The 18792-nt window shown below is 59.0% G+C and carries 15 protein-coding genes and 4 pseudogenes; 8 read left to right on the top strand and 11 right to left on the bottom strand.

The window, feature by feature from the left end; genetic code table 11:
• The first annotated feature begins 121 nt into the window (after positions 1 to 121).
• The 4 genes and pseudogenes from AC5P76_RS11745 to AC5P76_RS11760 form a co-directional block, all read left to right on the top strand.
• Positions 122 to 1324 carry an amino acid aminotransferase gene (locus AC5P76_RS11745; RefSeq protein WP_253118402.1) on the top strand — a complete coding sequence of 401 codons (1203 nt, stop codon included), beginning with the start codon at positions 122 to 124 and terminating at the stop codon, positions 1322 to 1324.
• Positions 1325 to 1565: 241 nt separating this feature from the next.
• Positions 1566 to 2582, top strand: a complete 1017-nt coding sequence (locus tag AC5P76_RS11750; RefSeq protein ID WP_053516088.1) for a class 1 fructose-bisphosphatase — start codon at positions 1566 to 1568, stop codon at positions 2580 to 2582.
• A gap of 107 nt (positions 2583 to 2689) precedes the next feature.
• A complete protein-coding gene (locus AC5P76_RS11755; RefSeq protein WP_253118403.1) occupies positions 2690 to 3400 on the top strand; it encodes a 2OG-Fe(II) oxygenase in 711 nt (236 codons plus the stop codon).
• A 3-nt stretch (positions 3401 to 3403) separates the two neighbouring features.
• A pseudogene (locus AC5P76_RS11760) lies at positions 3404 to 3553 on the top strand (IS5-like element IS1646 family transposase); the annotation flags it as partial.
• A gap of 829 nt (positions 3554 to 4382) precedes the next feature.
• Here AC5P76_RS11760 and AC5P76_RS11765 read toward each other — a convergent pair.
• Entirely contained in the window at positions 4383 to 4826 is a 444-nt protein-coding gene (locus AC5P76_RS11765; protein WP_253118431.1) for an RHS repeat-associated core domain-containing protein, read from the bottom strand.
• On the opposite strand from AC5P76_RS11765, the pseudogene AC5P76_RS11770 reads away from it, so the two are divergent.
• Both AC5P76_RS11770 and AC5P76_RS11775 read left to right on the top strand, forming a co-directional pair.
• A pseudogene (locus tag AC5P76_RS11770) lies at positions 4780 to 4926 on the top strand (2OG-Fe(II) oxygenase); the annotation flags it as partial. The gene AC5P76_RS11765 and the pseudogene AC5P76_RS11770 overlap by 47 nt on opposite strands.
• Before the next feature lie 573 nt (positions 4927 to 5499).
• Positions 5500 to 5598 (top strand): annotated as a pseudogene (locus AC5P76_RS11775) (transposase); the annotation flags it as partial.
• Between the two features lie 34 nt (positions 5599 to 5632).
• On the opposite strand, the gene AC5P76_RS11780 reads toward AC5P76_RS11775, so the two are convergent.
• Positions 5633 to 6226: a hypothetical protein gene (locus AC5P76_RS11780; RefSeq protein ID WP_253118432.1), complete on the bottom strand. Its 594-nt coding sequence runs from the start codon at positions 6224 to 6226 to the stop codon at positions 5633 to 5635.
• Positions 6223 to 6978 carry an RHS repeat-associated core domain-containing protein gene (locus AC5P76_RS11785; RefSeq protein ID WP_429000954.1) on the bottom strand — a complete coding sequence of 252 codons (756 nt, stop codon included), beginning with the start codon at positions 6976 to 6978 and terminating at the stop codon, positions 6223 to 6225. The genes AC5P76_RS11780 and AC5P76_RS11785 overlap by 4 nt, the downstream gene beginning before the upstream one ends.
• A gap of 500 nt (positions 6979 to 7478) precedes the next feature.
• Between AC5P76_RS11785 and AC5P76_RS11790 the strand changes: the two are divergent.
• A pseudogene (locus tag AC5P76_RS11790) lies at positions 7479 to 7694 on the top strand (transposase); the annotation flags it as partial.
• A 118-nt stretch (positions 7695 to 7812) separates the two neighbouring features.
• Here AC5P76_RS11790 and AC5P76_RS11795 read toward each other — a convergent pair.
• Both AC5P76_RS11795 and AC5P76_RS11800 read right to left on the bottom strand, forming a co-directional pair.
• Entirely contained in the window at positions 7813 to 8250 is a 438-nt protein-coding gene (locus tag AC5P76_RS11795) for a hypothetical protein (protein WP_253161728.1), read from the bottom strand.
• Positions 8251 to 8687: 437 nt separating this feature from the next.
• On the bottom strand, positions 8688 to 9212 hold the full coding sequence (locus AC5P76_RS11800; RefSeq protein ID WP_253118405.1) for a hypothetical protein: 525 nt from the start codon (positions 9210 to 9212) through the stop codon (positions 8688 to 8690).
• A 188-nt stretch (positions 9213 to 9400) separates the two neighbouring features.
• On the opposite strand from AC5P76_RS11800, the gene AC5P76_RS11805 reads away from it, so the two are divergent.
• Positions 9401 to 9550, top strand: a complete 150-nt coding sequence (locus AC5P76_RS11805; protein ID WP_155760128.1) for a hypothetical protein — start codon at positions 9401 to 9403, stop codon at positions 9548 to 9550.
• A 959-nt stretch (positions 9551 to 10509) separates the two neighbouring features.
• Here the strand turns inward: AC5P76_RS11805 and AC5P76_RS11810 are convergent.
• From AC5P76_RS11810 to AC5P76_RS11835, 6 genes are all read right to left on the bottom strand, one after another.
• A complete protein-coding gene (locus AC5P76_RS11810; protein WP_253118406.1) occupies positions 10510 to 10947 on the bottom strand; it encodes a hypothetical protein in 438 nt (145 codons plus the stop codon).
• Complete coding sequence (locus AC5P76_RS11815; protein ID WP_253118407.1) at positions 10944 to 13100, bottom strand: RHS repeat-associated core domain-containing protein; 2157 nt, start codon at positions 13098 to 13100, stop codon at positions 10944 to 10946. The genes AC5P76_RS11810 and AC5P76_RS11815 overlap by 4 nt, the downstream gene beginning before the upstream one ends.
• A gap of 14 nt (positions 13101 to 13114) precedes the next feature.
• The gene (locus tag AC5P76_RS11820) at positions 13115 to 16363 is read right to left on the bottom strand and encodes a DUF6531 domain-containing protein (protein ID WP_253118408.1); all 3249 of its coding nucleotides are present in this window, start codon (positions 16361 to 16363) and stop codon (positions 13115 to 13117) included.
• A gap of 199 nt (positions 16364 to 16562) precedes the next feature.
• A complete protein-coding gene (locus AC5P76_RS11825; RefSeq protein ID WP_253118409.1) occupies positions 16563 to 17654 on the bottom strand; it encodes a PA0069 family radical SAM protein in 1092 nt (363 codons plus the stop codon).
• 77 nt (positions 17655 to 17731) lie between these two features.
• Complete coding sequence (locus AC5P76_RS11830; RefSeq protein ID WP_111187091.1) at positions 17732 to 18475, bottom strand: pyridoxine 5'-phosphate synthase; 744 nt, start codon at positions 18473 to 18475, stop codon at positions 17732 to 17734.
• A 9-nt stretch (positions 18476 to 18484) separates the two neighbouring features.
• Entirely contained in the window at positions 18485 to 18754 is a 270-nt protein-coding gene (locus AC5P76_RS11835; protein ID WP_053517208.1) for a hypothetical protein, read from the bottom strand.
• Positions 18755 to 18792: the final 38 nt, after the last annotated feature.

Consider the following 18792-nt stretch of genomic DNA (forward strand, 5'->3'; position numbering starts at 1 on the left):
GGATGACGATGGTGGCGGCCAGCCCCGGCAGGCTTTGTTACGATGGGCCGTTTTCGGCCGAAATGCCGCAAGCCGCGTGGCGCAATTCCTCCCCCTTTCCGTCTACCGAACGAGTACCGCCGTGTCCTTCTTTGCAAACGTGGAACTGGTCCCAGGCGACCCGATCCTGGGCCTGACCGAGGCATACAACGCCGACAGCCGCCCGACCAAGGTCAACCTGGGTGTGGGCATCTACTACGACGAGAGCGGCCGCATTCCGCTGCTGCGCGCCGTCAAGCAGATCGAGCAGCAGCTCGCCGCCGAAGCCAAACCGCGCGGCTACCTGCCGATCGACGGCCTTCCGGCCTACACGCAGGCGACGCGTGAGCTGGTGTTCGGCAAGGATTCGCCGCTGCTGGCCGCAGGCCGCGTCACCACCGCACAGACCGTCGGTGGCAGCGGTGCGCTGCGCGTCGGCGCCGACGTGCTCAAGAAGCTGCTGCCGCACGCCACCGTCGCGCTGAGCAACCCGAGCTGGGAAAACCACCGCGCGGTGTTCAGTGCCGCCGGCTTCGAGGTGGTGGATTACACCTATTTCGATCCCGCGACCCACGGTGTCGACTTCGACGGCATGCTGGCCGACCTGCAGAAGCTGCAGCCGGGCAGCGTGGTGCTGCTGCACGCCTGCTGCCACAACCCGACCGGTGCCGACCTCACGGTCACGCAGTGGACGCAGGTCGCACAGCTGCTGAAGGACCGCCAGCTGTTCCCCTTCATCGACATGGCCTACCAGGGCTTCGACAAGGGCATCGAGCAGGATGGCGCCGCCGTGCGCATCATCGCCGAAGCCGGCATCGACAGCTTCATCGTCGCCAACTCGTACTCCAAGTCGTTCTCGCTGTACGGCGAGCGCGTGGGTGCACTGTCGATGGTGGCGCCGACCGCCTCTGACGCCAAGGCCGTGCAGTCGCAGGTCAAGCGCGTGATCCGCACCATCTACTCCAGCCCCTCCACCCACGGTGCAGCGCTGGTGGCCGGTGTACTGACCAACCCGGAACTGCGTGCGATGTGGGAGCAGGAGCTGACCGAGATGCGCGAACGCATCCACGCGCTGCGCCAGGGCCTGGTCGAGAAGCTGGCGGCCGCCGGCGCCCCGCAGTTCGGTTTCATCAACGAGCAGGCGGGCATGTTCTCCTACTCCGGCCTAAGCCGCGAGCAGGTCGAGCGCCTGCGCGACGAGTTCGGCATCTACGCCGTCGGCACTGGCCGCATCTGCGTGGCTGCGCTGAACCAGAACAACCTGGAGTATGTCGCCAAGGCCGTGGCCACCGTGGCCAAGGGCTGAACCCACGCTCCAGTGGCTTGAAGACAAAGGCGCCGGAAGGCGCCTTTGTTTTTGCACCTGCTTTGCCTTTGCCACACCCTCCGCGCTCGCGGCGAACCCTGAAGCGCGTGGGAAGGGGAGGCGATGCAGGATGGCCACGCGCGCAACGCATCTGGAAACGATTACGCCTTCCCGCGCTCACGCACGCAGCGGCCAGACGGGCGACAATAGGCGTTTTCCCGCTGCCGAGACCTGTCCGCCCATGTCCCGTACCTCGTTGACCCGCTTCCTGATCCAGGAACAGCACGCCGGCCGCATCAATGCCGACCTGCGTCAGCTGATCGCGGTCGTCGCCCGCGCCTGCACCAGCATCTCCATCGCCGTCAGCAAGGGCGCCCTCGGCGGCGTGCTCGGCGACGCCGGTACCGGCAACGTGCAGGGCGAGGCGCAGAAGAAGCTGGATGTCATCAGCAACGAGATCCTGCTCGAAGCCAACGCCTGGGGTGGCCACCTCGCCGCCTGCGCCTCGGAGGAAATGGACCACAGCCAGCCGGTGCCGGACATCTACCCGCGTGGCGATTTCCTGCTGCTGTTCGATCCCCTCGATGGCAGCTCCAACATCGACGTCAACGTCTCCGTCGGCACCATCTTCTCGGTGCTGCGCTGCCCGACCAACGTCGAACTGCCGGGCGATGACGCGTTCCTGCAGCCGGGCAGCAAGCAGATCGCGGCCGGCTACTGCATCTACGGGCCGAGCACCCAGCTGGTACTCACCGTGGGCCACGGAACGCATGCCTTCACCCTGGATCGCGAGAAGGGCGAGTTCGTGCTGACCACCGAGAACATGCAGATTCCGGCGGCCACCCAGGAATTCGCCATCAACATGTCCAACCAGCGCCACTGGGAAGCACCGATGCAGGCCTATGTCGGCGATCTGCTGGCCGGCAAGGAAGGTGCGCGTGGCAAGAACTTCAACATGCGCTGGATCGCCAGCATGGTGGCCGATGTGCATCGCATCCTGACGCGCGGTGGCATCTTCATCTATCCGTGGGACCGGAAGGATCCGTCCAAGGCCGGCAAGCTGCGCCTGATGTACGAAGCCAACCCGATGGGCCTGCTGGTCGAGCAGGCCGGCGGTGCCGCCTGGACCGGCCGCGAGCGCATCCTCGACATCCAGCCCGACCAGCTGCACCAGCGCGTGCCGGTGTTTCTCGGCTCGCGCGAGGAAGTGGCCGAGGCGGTGCGCTACCACCACCAGCACGACGCCGCACAGGCCTGAGCCCCGCACTGCGGCCACGCTCATGGCAGTTCAATGACATGACCGTGGGGTGACACCGACGGCGGCAAACGGCACCATCAAGCCCTTGCCGCCGAAGGAATGCACGCATGCACGAGCAGGGCCCGGTCGATTTCATCGAAGTCATCCACAACGCGGTCCCCACGGAGGTCTGTGCTGCCATCGTCGAGCGCCTGCGTGCCACCCGCGGCCTGATGCCAGGTGCCGTCGGCAGCGGCGTGTTCCCGGAACTCAAGCACAGCAAGGACCTGCGCATCAGCGGCCTGGAGGGCTGGCAGGACGTCGACGTACAGCTGCAGCAGGCCGTGTTCAAGGGCCTGCTGACTTATCTACGCCGTTATCCACAGGCGCTGATCGCACCGTTGATGTTGCAGATCCAGGACAGCGACGGTCAGCCGCGACGCTTGTCGGCCGAGGACTTCCCCGACATGCCGGAGCAGCAGCTGGCCGACCTGGCGCGCACCTGCCTGCGCCCGGGCGCGATCAACCTGCAGTGGTATGCCGCAGGCGAGGGTGGTTACCCGTACTGGCACTGCGAGCTGTACCCGAAGGATGCGCAGGCCGAGACGCTGCACCGGCATGTGCTGTGGACGCTGTACCTCAACGATGGATTCGACGAAGGCGAAACCGAGTTCCTGTTCCAGGGCCGCAAGATCGCACCGCGTACCGGCAGCCTGCTGATCGCCCCGACCGCCTTCACCCACACCCATCGCGGCAATCGGCCGCAGGGCGGCGACAAGTTCATCGCGACGAGCTGGATCCTGTTCCAGAGTGCGCATAAGTTGTTTGGGGGTGGGTGAGGCAGAGCCGAGCCCCCATTTCGGGTGATCAAACGCCAGTTCGGTTACACCAAGGCGGGTTATCGAGGTTTGGCGAGAAACACTGCGCAGGTACTCAACCTGTTTGCGCTGTCCAACCTGTGGATGGTGCGCCGGCAGTTGCTTCGGGCATAGGGATCACTCCGACCCGAGGTGCCCGATTGGGCGCTTCAAGGGCAGAGATCAACGGCAGTCGCATGCCCCTGAAGGGCCTGGACCACTCAGATGCTGGAAATTCAGCACTCCGTGGTGATTGTTCAGACCATCCCTAAGAAGAAGCCCCGCGATGGGCGGGGCTTAGTTCAGTGTGCAGGGGCTGATCTCGAGTAATCAATCGTTTTAGTCACGTTCCCGTCTTTGTCATACCACCGCCAGACGCCAACCTGTCGACCGGCTTCGTACTGCCCTCGCAAAATTACGCGACCGTTTTCGACCCCTGTAAATTGGCCGACAATCATTTTGCAGCTTCCGGAAAGTCCGGATTTTCCCCAGGGCTGTATTTCTACCTGCGCTGGCGGAGTGCAAGCAATGCTCTCCTTTTGAAGAACTGCATAGTCCGCATTTCCACCAGATGAGCCGTCACAGGCAGAAACAAAACTGACGAGCACTAAAAAGCCGCATTTGAACATTCTCATCTCAGCCTCGGCTTGTTTTCTCAACAACTAATAATCTCTGGTCGACCGTAAGCTTTCTCCACTCAGATGGGAGAAGAACCAAACTTTCTACTTGAAGAGAATTCCTTCCCGCTCCTTCGTTGTCCATCCCATTCGAATGAAGAACCACCTCAAGATTCTGGACGTGAAGAATATCCAAGCTATGCCTAGCAGAATTGAAATGTCTGAGAAGGGGCGAGGAAGGTTCCAAATTACTGTAATTCCCCCTAGCGACATTACTAGAAATGTGGTCTTTACAATGATTGTCTTTCCGAGAGTAGTTGTCCTCCCACCGCTGTCACTTTCGCCGTTCATGAAGAAGCTCCTGAAACTGGGCACACATCAATTGGCACTTCAAGTGCGTCGATGATGCCATTCTTATCGCAGCTCAACTCAGCACATCCCATTTCAGTTGGTTCCAACAACATGTACCGCACCGAGATCCTACCCAGTACTGTAGACATTTTCGGCACAGTTTGGCCGGCCTTGTTTACATCAAGGCATCCAAACGACGCCTTCCCAACCAAGAGACCTACAACCATCTTCTCCGCCCAGTGAATTAGGGTGGTCGGAGTTTTGGTGATGATCGGGCCGAAAGCAGGCATGTAGCCTACAATGGGATCTGGCGCAAGACCAGCTGAATCAGTGATGGAAATGGGATTTCCAGCTGCGTAGGCATACGTGTTGATTCCCCCCCGCCAACCCAATATCGCAGCGCGTACCGGCAGCCTGCCGCTGGCTCCGACCGCCTTCACCCACACCCACCGCGGCAACCGGCCGCAGGGTGGCGACAAGTTCATCGCGACGAGCTGGATCCTGTTCCAGAGTGCGCAGAGGTTGTTTGGGGGTGGGTGACGCATCACGGACATCGCCGGATAGGTTCTGGCAGGTCGGTGGTCCTGCCAGCGCCTGCTGGAGAGCCGTCGAGCAATACATCCGGTACGCGGCGTAAGGAAAAGGCGACACAGCGGACGACTGACATCAGCGTCAACGATTGCCTTTTCGTCGAGAGCTTCCGAGCGGCGGCCGTCTATACAGAATGACGGCCGCCGCTACTCCGAATATCGCCATGCCAAGACCTACCATGTCCTTCTCTCCCCAGGCCTCGCCTGACAGAATTCTGCCAATAGTCACCACGAGGAAGTTCACCGGAAGCATCAATAGAAATGCCATGCCAAGCCAGAAAAGTGTTTTCATAATTTTTACTTTCCACAATCGCAGGGCGATGCAGGGTCCGTTACGTTATCTTTTATCCCTTTTGCGACTTCGTTCGCGTCCGACAACTTAGCATTTCCTCGTAGCATGTTCCGGATTCCTTTAGTCAGACCTGTGACTGAGTTGAAGTTTGACCCACTCCCAGAAAACCGGGCCACCGTAAAGTAGAGACTTCGCCCCGCATGCGCCCCGTGGATCACGAGGAATCAGGCGATGAAGAAGTCCCGTTTCACCGAGGAGCAGATTGCGTACGCGCTCAAGCAGGTCGAGCTGGGCATGGCGGTTAGCGAGGTGTGCCGCAAGATGGGCATTGAGCCTACCCGGCCAATCAGCTACCCGACCTTGCCTACGGATAAAAAAAGCGCCAGATATCACCAGCGCCGCCTTGCCATGGACTCAGTTCTGTCAACGTGCGCTTGGCTAGCTTGCAGGTGAAATGAAGATCAAATTCCTTCTTCTCTCGTCTATAGGAATTTGCCGCGCCAATCATACCCGTAACTTCCACGACACCTTCGCGGCCAGGCAATGGATTTATGTCAACGGAAATTTCGTCGGAAGTCCAGAAGTCAGCTTTGTACGCAAATCCAGACCATCCACTCGAAAAATGTCCATTTTCCAAGCGAAGCTTCTTCATCCCTAGAGCGTCGGCACTACTCGGGTAACCCGTTATTTTTGTGGAATACTGCGAATCAGCAACGCCTTCCCTTTCGGAGAAGATTCTCAAGGATAGAACAGAGCTTGAGCCGGATCGGAGCTGGTGACCGGAATTCGCAGCCCACAAATTCGATTCGAACTCGTTCAACCCATCAAGAGATAACGTCACAATTTCTGCATCATCAACGATGATGCACTCGTGACTCTCACTCGCCCTGACGCCCCCTTGAGTTCTGCAGGATGCAACAAGAAGCACTAGCAACAGGATTCTAGCCAGCAAGATCATTGGTCACACCCGCACTGCGACTTCCGCTCATTGTTGAAATCGTAGACTTGCTCACGTGCTCGCCGAGTTGCCTCAGGGCTAATATATCGATGATCGTAGCTGTTCGACTTCTCTTGCAACCCTATCGGGCGAGTGAAGTGCAGCCCTTCATGAATTATCGTGTCAAGCAAATTATAGACACCACTCCAATCAAGCACATCCAAGTACCTTTCGTTGAGGTGAATATATCCGTCACCTCCCCGCAGTTGTGCCTCCCCCTCAACACCGCCGCGCGGTATATCGGCCTTTGGCGCACCGGCTCCAAACTTGATATCTGGATTCATCCTCTTTGCGAAGGCAAATGCAGCATCGATATCGCATTGCGTTAACCCGAATGGATCAATTCGGCTAACCGGATTCCCTCCAACATAGGCATACGTGTTGATCCCTCCCGCCAACCCAATCGGATCACTCTGCACATAACGCCCAGCGCTCGCGTCATAGTCACGGAATCCGTTGTACCAGAGCCCACTCTCACTGTCGTAGTACTGCCCCGGGAAACCAATGTTGAGCCCACCGATATCGTCCTTCAGGACGCTGCGCCCGTACGCATAGTTGTACGCTTTCCACACCACCTGCTGCGCCTTGTTGGTCGCGTACTCCGGCCGCCCCCAGAGTGCGCAGAAGCTGTCGGGGGGAGCACCACAAGGAGCTACGTGCTTGGCGTGTGCGTTCGCCCGTATCGCTCCGGTCATCCTGTCGGCGATGAGCACTTTGGCGTTCCGCGAATGGAAAAGCAATGTCGAAGTCCAAATGAGGCTGGCAAGGATGAGTGCTGCAGCTACCCATAGCCACCGTGCGGTCAAAATTCCGGCAACAAGGACAATGCCAATGGGCGCCACAGAAACCAAAGCGATTACGTAGCAGATTGCATATTTAACGTGGCCCAGCTCCGAAATGATTTCGGTTCCGCAGCTTCTACATTCGGTCCTTATCTTCTTCTCGATCGAACGGCGAAGCGGAAGGCCCTGACCCGGAGCACCGCAACTGGGGCATGAAAACTTGAATGGGATTTCAATTCATCTCTCCTCTCCCACCACAGCCGCAGCTGCCAATGCGCCATAACTGTTGTGTGCTGCTTTGATTGCAGATCCGTATGCCGCAAGACCTGCGACCTTAAGTCCAGTTTGGCGACCGAACGCCGAACCAACAGCGTAGGCAACTGCAGTACGAGAAGCTAGCTGTAACGGGGACTTGCTCGCAACTGCAGCCGCCATGGCAGCGTGGAAGCAACGAGAACATCGATGGTTTGCTGCGCCAGTCTCTGCCCAAGGGCGCGGATCTGTCCATGGCCACCCAGGAATATCTCAACCATGTAGCGTGGTTGATGAATACCCGACCGCGTCAGACGCTGGGCTGGAAGACACCTGCAGAGGCCATGAATACCGAACTGCAGGCATCCAGATCACGTGTTGCACTTACAAGTTGAGACCGCCGATATCGGTGCCGTATTTTCTGCATTCGGCCGTTATCTTCTTCTCGATCGAACTGAAAGGTTTGAAACTCGGGCAAAGAGTACAGTAGCGGCAAGGCCTGCGAAATTATGTTTATCTGCAACTCACGAGAAAATTCTTTGCATTCAGAATTTTCTTCATCGGCCGGATATCGACGGCCATGAACATGACGTAACTCGGACCTTCAAGGTCACCGCGATTATATGCGTACAGCATTCTTTCCACGCCATCGCCGGACTCCTGGCCCAAAAGCTCGAATCCATCTGTAGCGGTTACGCCCCTCTTGATGACGCGATGAGAGAACTTTGGGTGACGTCCGATGAAGACTTCCGCGTAATGCCCCTCAGACTCCATAACCCCAAGATCAAAGTCAGGTCCGGGTGGGACCTTTCGAAACTCAACACCAACTGGGAGGTTGGCGCATATCCCATATCGATGGCTGAGTGTGGTGTTACCTTCGGTCGCCTGACAGCCGAGCATCGCCAGCAGAACCATGGAGAATGAAATTCTAGTTACTGCATTGACAGACACGGATTATGGCCTCATTTGAAGGGTCGAGGAGATCCTGTATGTTCTGCTCGGACACGGGACACTGAGATCTCTGCCCATGATTCCGGTCCCATGGTCAGCCAAACCCAACAAGTGACCTGACTCGTGAGCCAATGTCGCGTCTCCCCACTGGCCGGGCATATACCAGACTCCCTCGTTGGCCCAAGGCATCTGCACATACGACTCGCGTGTTCCGGATCGGATGGCGATTCCGTTAGTCGTGGCGGTGTGCCAAACCGGAATGGACTTCACTGTTGTCTTTACGTTGTAGGCCCCGATCTTTCCACTCCAGGCGCTTTCGATCGCCCTCGTTGCCTGCGATATCTGTGCGGAGTTTGCACCCTGGAAGTTGATTGGAATCGAGATACCAACATTGTTTCCCTTTTGACACAGGTACCCGATCAAGCCAAGTGGATCGATCATGCTGATCGGGTTCCCCTCGACATAGGCATACGTATTGATCCCCCCGCCAACTGGAGAGCCGTCGAGCAATACATGTCGCTGTTCCTGTTCGACTCCCAGTAGATCCCGCCATACAGCTTGACGATCCGCCCCCTGACGGTCAGCTCCACCGAGCGTGCCAAGCGGCCATCGCAGAACACCATCAGGCGGTAGTCGGTCTGCTGTCTGTCCATTTTCACTTGCCACTTGTTCTCTGCTGCCTGCTTCAAGAAGAAGGCAGCGACCTGCTCTAGATCAGATTCGAGCTCAGCGTCGAAGACCACCGCCAGGAAGGTGACCTTCTGCAGAATCTGGACATCAGCCGGAGGGAATCCAGAAGGCAACACGAACGTCTTGGCGGCCCCGCGCAAATCTGCTTCCGTTGGCTTCCCATTCCAATCTCCGCCTCCTATCGAACGGCCCATTGAGAGGTAGGTCGCACCTATCAGGACAGCCACCGCCACGTACAGCAGCGACCGGAAAAACGATTTGGTCTTTACCATCCACTTCCCCAACTGCCGTCTCTTTCCGAGATCGGAGATGACTCTGTTTTCCCTTACTTTTCCGCAGATAGAATCTTGCAGTTTGTCAGCGCAAGAATCGCGAAGAACGCCACCGTCATGCCAATGAGCTCAAACTGAATTGAGTCCGGATGACGCTTGCAGGCTTCAAACGCAGGAACGTCCTCCACATGATCAAGGCACTCTCTGACAAGACGGTAGAGCGACGACGCCCTACTGTAGAAATAGACCAAGGCGCCGACACTTGTAGCCCTCGCCGTCAAAAGAAAGATCTTTACAAACTTGGCATTATTCACATTTTTCTTCCAGATCCTGATTGATGTTTCTTCCATAGCTGGTGGTCGCAGCTTCCATGAATGCACCCTATTGTCACCGCGATCGGGGTCTCATCTGGTCCATCCCGCTTGCATCGGCAGCTTTTGTCTTTCCGAAAAATCGAGGTAGACCGAAAGTACAAACCGACAAGTCAGCCCCTGCTTCTGAGCGTTGCATGCGTTGTCAGAACCAACATCTCGAACAGTGCGTAGATTGCCCCCAGTGTCGCCAGATAGCTCCATCCGCTTCCGACGTTTGGACCACAGTATTCCCCGGTGAGGCAGTTGAAGAGATGTCGCAGGATCTGCAGCGCACTCCAGAGGGCTGCGCTGGTAACAGCCAGCATCGATAAAAAGATCGCTCGATTCCTAGTCGCCTAGCTCCGTTTCATGGCTAGCCTCCAGCTCCAGCCATGAACGGAGCGGGAGAATACCTACTGCGCCAAGACCAACGAATCCCAGCAGATTGATGAGAGCGCTCAATAGCAAGTTGCTCATTTTTTCTCCATGCAGTTAACGCAGTAGCATGGGCCGCATCTGGGGTCATCATGTGGAGGGCCTGATGAGGTCACTGCTGGTTGCAGAAGACAATTCGACCGGCGATTAGCCGTAGGTCGCGGATATGGCCCTCGAAGCGATGTCGCCGCGCGCACTGCTCCTTGAGTGCCCGAATAACCCGTTCGACCATCCCGTTCTGCTGTGGACGATGCTGAGTGATGAACTCACCCCACAGGCGCTCCTTCCAAGTACCGCTGCAGAACTCGCTCGCATACCGTGGGAGCAGCTTCTGCAACAGCACTTGCATATCCAGGTACCGAGTAGTTCGATAACGGCCGAGCGACCTTCTCCTGACCTGATGGAATTAATTGCGTGGGACTTATTTATGGAAAATCGCAAATACCAGGCAACATGTGAGACCGCGGAGCCTGGCATTAGCAACCCAATACTTCTCATTCGCCATCCAGCTAGTTAGAGGCTGGGCGGCGCCTGATCGACCATAGCTTTGCAAGCTCTGTGAGCACCAGGGCTGCAACTAGGGCCCACGGGTACTGGCTGAAAACGCCCGTGTACTCCAGAAAAAATAGCGACGGCATGAACAGAATAATTCTAAATGGAGATTGAATAAAAGCGAGGTGTCTCCCTGCATTCCTCCCCTTGATCAACAGGTATCCGGACGCAACAAAAGAAGCCAATAGAGCTACGCTCACCGCAGAAACAATGACTGGAAATGCGCTTCCATACATTTGCTGCGCTTTGATCGCATCTGAAATGTCCGAAAGAACTGGAATCCGCCCCTGGTAGACGTTTGCTCCCACCATAGATGCCAAACCGATGATATCCATCCAGCCCCATACCATCAGCCAAATCGTAGTACTAGACTTGCTCGCGCCTTCAGCCCTCATGGCCCCACTCCGGATTTTTGCATAAGCTCCACGATAGTCATGTTGGTTTGATTTGGCACGCCTGGTTTCCAATGGTAGGAGTAGCCACCAACTGCCCAGCTATCCGGGCCATAAACGAATTTTTGCGTAATTCTACGCTGCGTCCCTTCCCTTATCTCGCGACGGCGCTCACCGCTTTTCTTCTCACCTTCAGGACAATCAATCTTCCACTCCTGAATGACGTCCCTCTTTGTATTCAAAAACTCATTGGGATTGGATCCCGGAATGTTTGATTCCATTCCATGCGAGACTCTGTCGTTCAGGCGATTCAGCCACCATGTGCCATAGTTTGATACAGCGTGATAGTCATATCCGATGGTTACCCATTCCAGCCCCAATGGGTCGACAAGGCTTACTGGGTTGCCATTGGCATAGGCGTAGGTATTGGCCCCACCCGCCAACCCAATCGGATCGCTCTGCACATAGCGCCCGGCGCTCGCGTCATAGTCACGGAATCCGTTGTACCAGAGCCCACTCTCACTGTCATAGTACTGCCCCGGGAAACCAATATTGAGCCCACCGATATCGTCCTTCAGGACGCTGCGCCCGTAGGCATAGTTGTATGCCTTCCACACCACCTGCTGCGCCTTGTTGGTCGCATACTCCGGCCGCCCCAGATGGTCGTTGTGAACGAAGTTCACCGACCCGTTCCTGTCGATGCCAACCAGCTCACCACCGAACCACAGGTAGTTCGTCCAGGTGTTTCCGGTCTGTTCGGCCAGAAGCTGGTTCTGACCTGCATAGAAGTAGCGACTGGTCGAGCTCGCGCTGCTCTTGCCCACGCGCTGCCCTTGGGCATTGAGCAGATAGTCCGTTCGTTGCCCGCCTACGTTGCTTTGAATCATCCGGTTGAACGGGCCGTAGGTGAAGGTCGAGATGCGGCTGCCCGCTGTTTCGCTGATCCTGTTGCCGAGCGCATCGTACTGATACGTACGGGTGCCATCCTGGTTGATGAACTGCAGCATCCGGTTGCTGCTTGCGTCGATGACGTAGCGGGTCGCCTCTGCTTTCGCGTTGAGCGCCGTGTAGTTTCCACCTGCGTCATGGGAAAGCGTATAGGCGATGCCCGCTCGTGTCAGCGTGCTCAGGCGTCCCAGTGCGTCATAGCCCAGAGCCTGGCTGAGGTTGCTCGTCACATCGTCGTTGATCTTGATGATCTCGTTGTCGCCGTTGTAGCGGTATGACGTGCGGCTGAGAGCGGTGGTCTGCTGATTCCGCACCACCTGGGCCTCCAGGCGGCCGCCCTGATCGAACGCGTAGCTGCGCACCAGGCCATTACCAAAGGGCATGCGCTGCCGCGCTCCCAGAGCGGAGTAGACGCTGGGTCCAACAACCTGTTGCGTCACCGTGCCCTTGGTGAGGGTCATGGACCGCGGAAAGCCTCTACTGTCGTAGTCGTACTTCGCGAGCGTGCCATCGGGATAGGTGACGGTGCTGTTCCTCCCGATACTGTCATAGGCGTAGCTGACAGTTCCCTCACTCAGAGTGTTCGCCTGCGAAAGCTGGTCAGTCCGGCTTACCAGCTGTCCTGCGGCGTTGTAGGTGAAGCGCGCGCTTGCACCTGGAGCCGAATGGGCACACAGACGCCCCTTGCCGTTCACGCAGTTGTCGTACGTATAGGTCTGCTGCTGACCCTCAGCATTCTGGCTGGTCAAGCGGCCCAGCCCGTCGTACCCGTAACCGACGGTGCTGCCGTCGTTCAACACCGTCGCAATGCGCTGGCCCGCCGCGTTGTACTCGTGGTCTGTGCGACCCGTGTCCGGACTGGTCTGCGTCCATAGCTGTCCAAATCCATCGGTCTGGTAGGTCGTTACCAGGCCGCGGGGATCGGTCACAGATGCCAGCCGGTCACCCTTGTCGTAGGCAAAGCGTGTCGTTCCGCCATTCGCATCCGTCTGTACGAGCAATCGACCCAGCGGATCATAGGAGTATCGGCTCACCCGGTTCTGGGAATCGGTGGTCTGCACCAGCCGATCCTCCAGATCATACGCATAGCGCACATTGCGCCCCTGATCATTACGCTCGGCGACAAGCCTTCCCAGCTCGTCGTAGTCGTAGTTCACGGCCGAGACGATGGTGTTGAGCCCCATCATGGCCAAAGCAATTGTGGACATGGTCTTGGCTTTCCTTAGCGGGGTTGCTCACAGAAGATCAGGTTGCAGCTTCCTGTATGGTTCTCGGCTCTGATCGTTACCTGTCCCTTAGGTCCCCAGACGGTTGCACCGGATGCGAGCTGCCCGAAGTACTGGAACTGGGCAACTCCGCTGCCACTGTTGACCGGCGAGACGTTGATGGTGAAGGTGGCCACGGCACCAGGAGCCACCGCACTGTTGAGCCCCACGGATTGACTTGTCCGCAACGTCGTCAGCGCCAAGTAGGTGTCACCGGGGTTCCAGACAACGTTGCCGGTGTTCCGGAACTGGAATGTCACCGTGGACGTTTCACCATTGAAGATGTGCTCTGGGCCGGCTGACGCCTGCACCAGCTCAGCAGTACGCGAGATGGTTGGAACGGTGAACGTACCGGACCGATTGATGGCCAGATTGGGGCCGCCCCAGGGAGAGATGCCATGAACATAGAGCGGCTTGCCGCCATGAACGCTTCGTGTATTTGCATCCAATGCAAGTCCGAACCAGTAAGAGCCCTGTGATTGGCAAGCCTCTTTCACATCGTCATTCGGGATCAGCATCCCGGTCACACTGCCAAGGTAGGTGCCGCTGCCTGCAGGTCCACCTGCGTAGACATGAACCGTGGTTGCGGCGTTGACTCCTACCGAGCAGGCCCATCCCTGCACGGAATAGTTCCAGTTCCCATCGTTCATGATCCCTGCAACGTCACCGATGATGTGCGCGGTGGGAATGGAGAAGGTGCTGGAGTTGTCCAGAGCTCGGTTGTACTGCGCGCCCAGCGGAGAATGGCCGTAGAGCGTGATCTTTTTCCCACCCAGCTGCTGGCGCTGTTCCAGCGTGAGGGGGAGCTGGAATCGATATGCGTTTCCTGTTGCCTGGCACGCGGATGCTACCTGGCTCTCGCTGGCAAGGTTCGCCTGTGCACTGCCGAGATAGGTTCCGCCCTCCGCATAGCCATCAACCTGGATGGACGACGCCGAACCCGAGGAGCAGGCCCAGCCTCGCACGAACCAGTTCCATTGTGCGTCGTGGGTGACCTCGTCGATTACACCCCTGACAACGCTCTCGCTGGAATAGTCCGTCTGCGCGATTTCAGTGCGTGTGCGATTGGATGCGGTGTCATACGTGTGACGCGTCCACAGCCAGTTGCCGTTCCCAATCGGCTGAACTTCGCTCATCAGGCGCCGGCCAGCGTCGTAGCTGTATAGCGTCTTGATTCCCACAGGTGTGGTGATGCTGGCAATGTCGCCCGTCGCGTTGTACGTCGTTGTGGTCGTTGCCCAACCGGACCCTGTGTTGATCCGGTCTACCAGAACACGGCCGCGAGCGTCATAGGTGATTTCACGGACATCGCCATTGGGTCCGGTGATACGGCCCGGCTGCCCCAGTTCGTTGTAGGCGGCGTACGTCACCCTGTGCCCCAACGCGTTGGTGACACTGGACAGATCTCCCTTCGCATTGAAGGTGGACGTGATGTCGTCCTGCGCCAAGGGGCCATCTTCCTTGACGGAAGCCGTCAGCCCATTGGCGTGGTAGGTATAGGTGTACTGAGTGGTTCTGGCCTGACCATTGACGCCGGCAGCACTGAGATTTCGTGTCGTGACCGAGCTGACGTTACCGCGGCTGTCATAGCTGAAGCTGGTCTCGCGATCACCAACCCGCGTTTCCTTCAGCAGATGCCGTCCCGCCGCATCCCACTGATAAAGCGTGACACGTTCCGCAGCGCTGCCAACGGCCTCGGCCTTCCTCAGCAGATTGCCATCGGGGCTGTAATCAAAATCAGTGACGTTGTCGACAAAGTCGTGAACGAGGTCAGGATTGCCATTGGCATCGTAGGTGCGTTCCTTGTAGCTGGTGGGACAGGTCGTTGATCGGTTGCCGGTCACCGACACCTGTCGTCCGTCCTCATAGGCATACGTTGTCGTGCGGCCAAGTGGATTGGTCTCGCTGACCTTCAGTTTGACCGGACGGGTCCGCTCCCCGGTGGCGGCCAACAGCACGCCTTGGGCGCTCGGGTCGGCGGCGATTTGAACAGGGCCGCCGGGCAAGGACCGGGGCTGGATGCAGATGTTGCCCTGGCCCGGTCTGTACTCACACCAGCCCGTCTCTTCGTTGCCCCGGATGCCGCCTGGATGCACCGGCGCTGGAGGTACCGCCACCGGCGCGCTGCTCTCGATGGCGTAACTGAAGGTGTGCCGCTCGATACCGCCGGCATGTTCCGAGAGCGTTGCTCGCCTGTTGGCATCGTAGGCGAAAGTAGAGTAGCGCACGCCGTTGTAGGACTTGCCGGTGAAGCCACCTGGATATCGCGCGTCCTCGTAGTGGTAGCTGATCGTGGTCTGCGGCGAGCCCGGTAGGGTTGCGCTGGCAAGACGCGCACGTCCCGTGCCGAACGCATTCGGGGTATAGGTGTACTGGTAGACGTTGCCCGCAGGATCCTTGACCTGTGTCAGCGATCCGTTGGACCAGACGAACTGGATGCTGCGGCCGGAGGAATGCGTAACCTTCTGCAGATACTTGTCACTGTACGTGAATGTCCAGAAGACGCCCTGCTCATTGCGAAGCTCGGTAATGTATCCAGCAGCGTCGTACCGCTCGCTGCCCAGCTCCTCGTTGTACAGGGTGAAGCTGCCATCGCTGTTCTTTGTCAGGTAGGCGATCGGCTTGGCGCGATCCTCGTTCCAGCGCCCGTTCGCTTCGCTCCAGACGAACTTGAGCCTGCGTCCGTCCGGCCGCTGTGCCCAGGCCGTCTTCTGCGCGTTCGAGAATGCGATGCTGTAGTCGAAGTTGCTGATCCAGTGGTTGCCAAACAGGCCCGCAGCACTCCAGTGATGGTTGTAGGTGCGCTCCAGGTACAGGCCCATCTCCCCACCGACGGTGAAGTCCCGTTCGATTTCGACCTTGTTGCCGGTGTAGAGCACGACGGGGTTGCCCTTGCGCTCGCCGCAGTCATCACGACGATCGTCGGTTTCCTGTTCCACCGCTGTCCTGGCGGGCATCGACGCGTCCGAGTGGTAGGACACCCCTATGCCAATCGAGATGACACCTGAAGTGCCAACTGATGGACCACGCAGATGGGTAACGGTGATCTTGTCCAGATCCTTGATTCCGGAGTCCCCGTTGTTGTTCTGATAGAAGACCCTGGTTGCCTTTTTCGCGGACGCAGGAGGTGCCAGGAGGAAGCCCGACATCAGCACGGGCAGCAGAAGTGCGGCGGTGGTAGACACGCCTTTCGAACGGAGCTTCATGCTCGCTTTTATTCCTTGTGTTGCCAGATCTGAAGTCGCTTTCGCCTGAACCGTGGGTTCAGGAGGAAGTGGATAGTAATCTGGAGTTCACACAGTTGAACAGAGCGATGTGCGCAGTCGCGATGTCGTATCCGTCGCCGAGGCGCAGATCGTGATCACGGTTTTCCATACGCGTTCCGCAGTAGCCAGTGCCACTACTTCAGAACAACGACCCCTGAGGCGAATCCACCTTCGGCGGCAGTGGCTTCTGGAAGCGGCTGCAATCCAGTTTCGGCCAGTGGCTGTTCTGGGCGTCGAAGCCCAGGCGCTTGCGCGCCAGCTTGAAGCGGTTGTTCAACAGATCCGCATAGACCCCCTGGCCACGCATGCGCGTGCCGAAGCGGCTGTCATAGTCCTTGCCACCGCGCAGCTGCTGGATGGTGCTCATCACGTGCGCCGCGCGATCCGGATGGTGGGCGTCCAGCCAGTCGCGGAACAGCGGTGCAACTTCCAGAGGCAGGCGCAGAAGCACATAGCCGGCAGTACGCGCACCCGCCTCGTGCGCCGCTTCGAGCACGCCTTCCAGTTCACTGTCGTTGATCCACGGAATTACCGGCGCGACCATCACGCCAACCGGAATGCCCGCCTCATGCAGACGCTTCATCGCGCGCAGGCGAGCGTGCGGTGCAGAGGCGCGCGGCTCGAGCTTCGCCGACAGGCGTGGATCCAGCGAGGTCACCGAGAAATGCACGCTGACCAGGTTCTCTGCCGCCAGTGGCGCAAGCAGGTCGATATCGCGCTCGACCAGCGCGTTCTTGGTGATCAGCGAGAACGGATGCTTCGTCTCCAGCATCACCTCGATCAACTGACGGGTCAGCTTGAACTTGCGCTCGATCGGCTGGTACGCATCGGTATTGATGCCGAGCGCGATCGGTTGCGGGACGTAGCCTGGCCGGGACAGCTCCTTGCGCAGCAGCTGCGGCGCATTGGTCTTGGCAAACAGCTTGGTCTCGAAATCCAGGCCCGGCGACAGGTTCAGATAGGCATGCGACGGGCGCGCGAAGCAGTAGGAACAACCGTGCTCGCAGCCACGATACGGATTGACCGACTGGCTGAAGCCCACGTCCGGGGAGGTATTGCGGCTGATGATGCTGCGCGCGGTTTCAGCGCGTACCTCGGTGCGCAGACGGGGGGCCGCGAACTCTTCGCTTTCATCCACTTCCCAGCCGTCGTCCACTGCCTCGCTGACGGTGCTCTCGAAGCGCCCGGCAAGGTGGGAGCTGGACCCTCGGCCTTTGATCGCGATACCCATGTGGGTAGCCTACGCCGCTGCCGTCTCAGCGGCTGCGACAACAGTATTGGCCCCGCCGGGCAGGGTCCGGCGCTACCTCAGAGCAGCGCCAGATAGCCCCGAACGGTCGCATCCAGCCCGTCATACAGGGCCTCGCCGATCAGCGCATGCCCGATCGAGACCTCCAGCACCTCCGGCACGTTCGCCAGGAAGTCACGCAGGTTGTCCTGCGACAGATCATGGCCGGCGTTCACACCAAGCCCCACGGCCTGCGCGCGGCGCGCGGCCGTGGCGAACAGCGCCAGCATCGCTGCGGCGTCGCCTGCGGCGTGCGCTTCGGCATAGGGTCCGGTGTACAGCTCGATGCGATCGGCGCCGACCTCGGCCGCCTGTTCCAGCAGCGGGTTGCCGGCATCGACGAACAGGCTGACCCGGCAGCCCATCGCCTTCAACTCCGCCACCAGCGGACGCAGGCGCTCGCCGTCGCGCTCGAAGTCGAAACCGTGGTCGGAGGTGATCTGGCCATCGCCGTCCGGCACCAGGGTGGCCTGCGCCGGACGCGTCTGCGCGCACAGCGGCAGCAGCCCCGGGTAGCCGTCGCGTGGCGGTGCGAAGGGATTGCCTTCGATGTTGAATTCGACGCCACGGACGCGGGTCAGCGTGGACAGCGCCATTACGTCCTCGGCGGTGATATGACGTCGATCGGGTCGCGGATGCACGGTGATGCCATGAGCGCCGGCATCCAGGCAGGCCTGGGCGGCACGCACCACATCGGGTTCGGCACCACCGCGCGAATTGCGCAGGACGGCGATCTTGTTGACGTTGACACTGAGCTGGGTCATCGAACGGTACTACTTGGAAAGAGGGGACGGATCGTGTTCGTCGCGTTGATCCGCGCCACGGGCCTCGGCCTGCTCACGCAGGCGGCGCAGCTCGTCGGCATCGATCAGGGTTGAGGGATCACTCTGCAGATCACCGAACCGGGCCACGTAGCGGCCACGCACCCAGGCCAGCAGAAAGGCGAGGGCCGCCAGCAGCGCCAGCGCCATCAGCCCCGGGCTGGGGGTTTTCAGCGCGAAGGCGAAACAGCCCAGCGCCGGCAGCAGGTACAACCAGTACATAGTCAGGCTCCCCGGATGATCGCCGCAGTGTAGCGCCG

This window comes from Stenotrophomonas sp. YJH_SMC_36 (assembly GCF_059369935.1).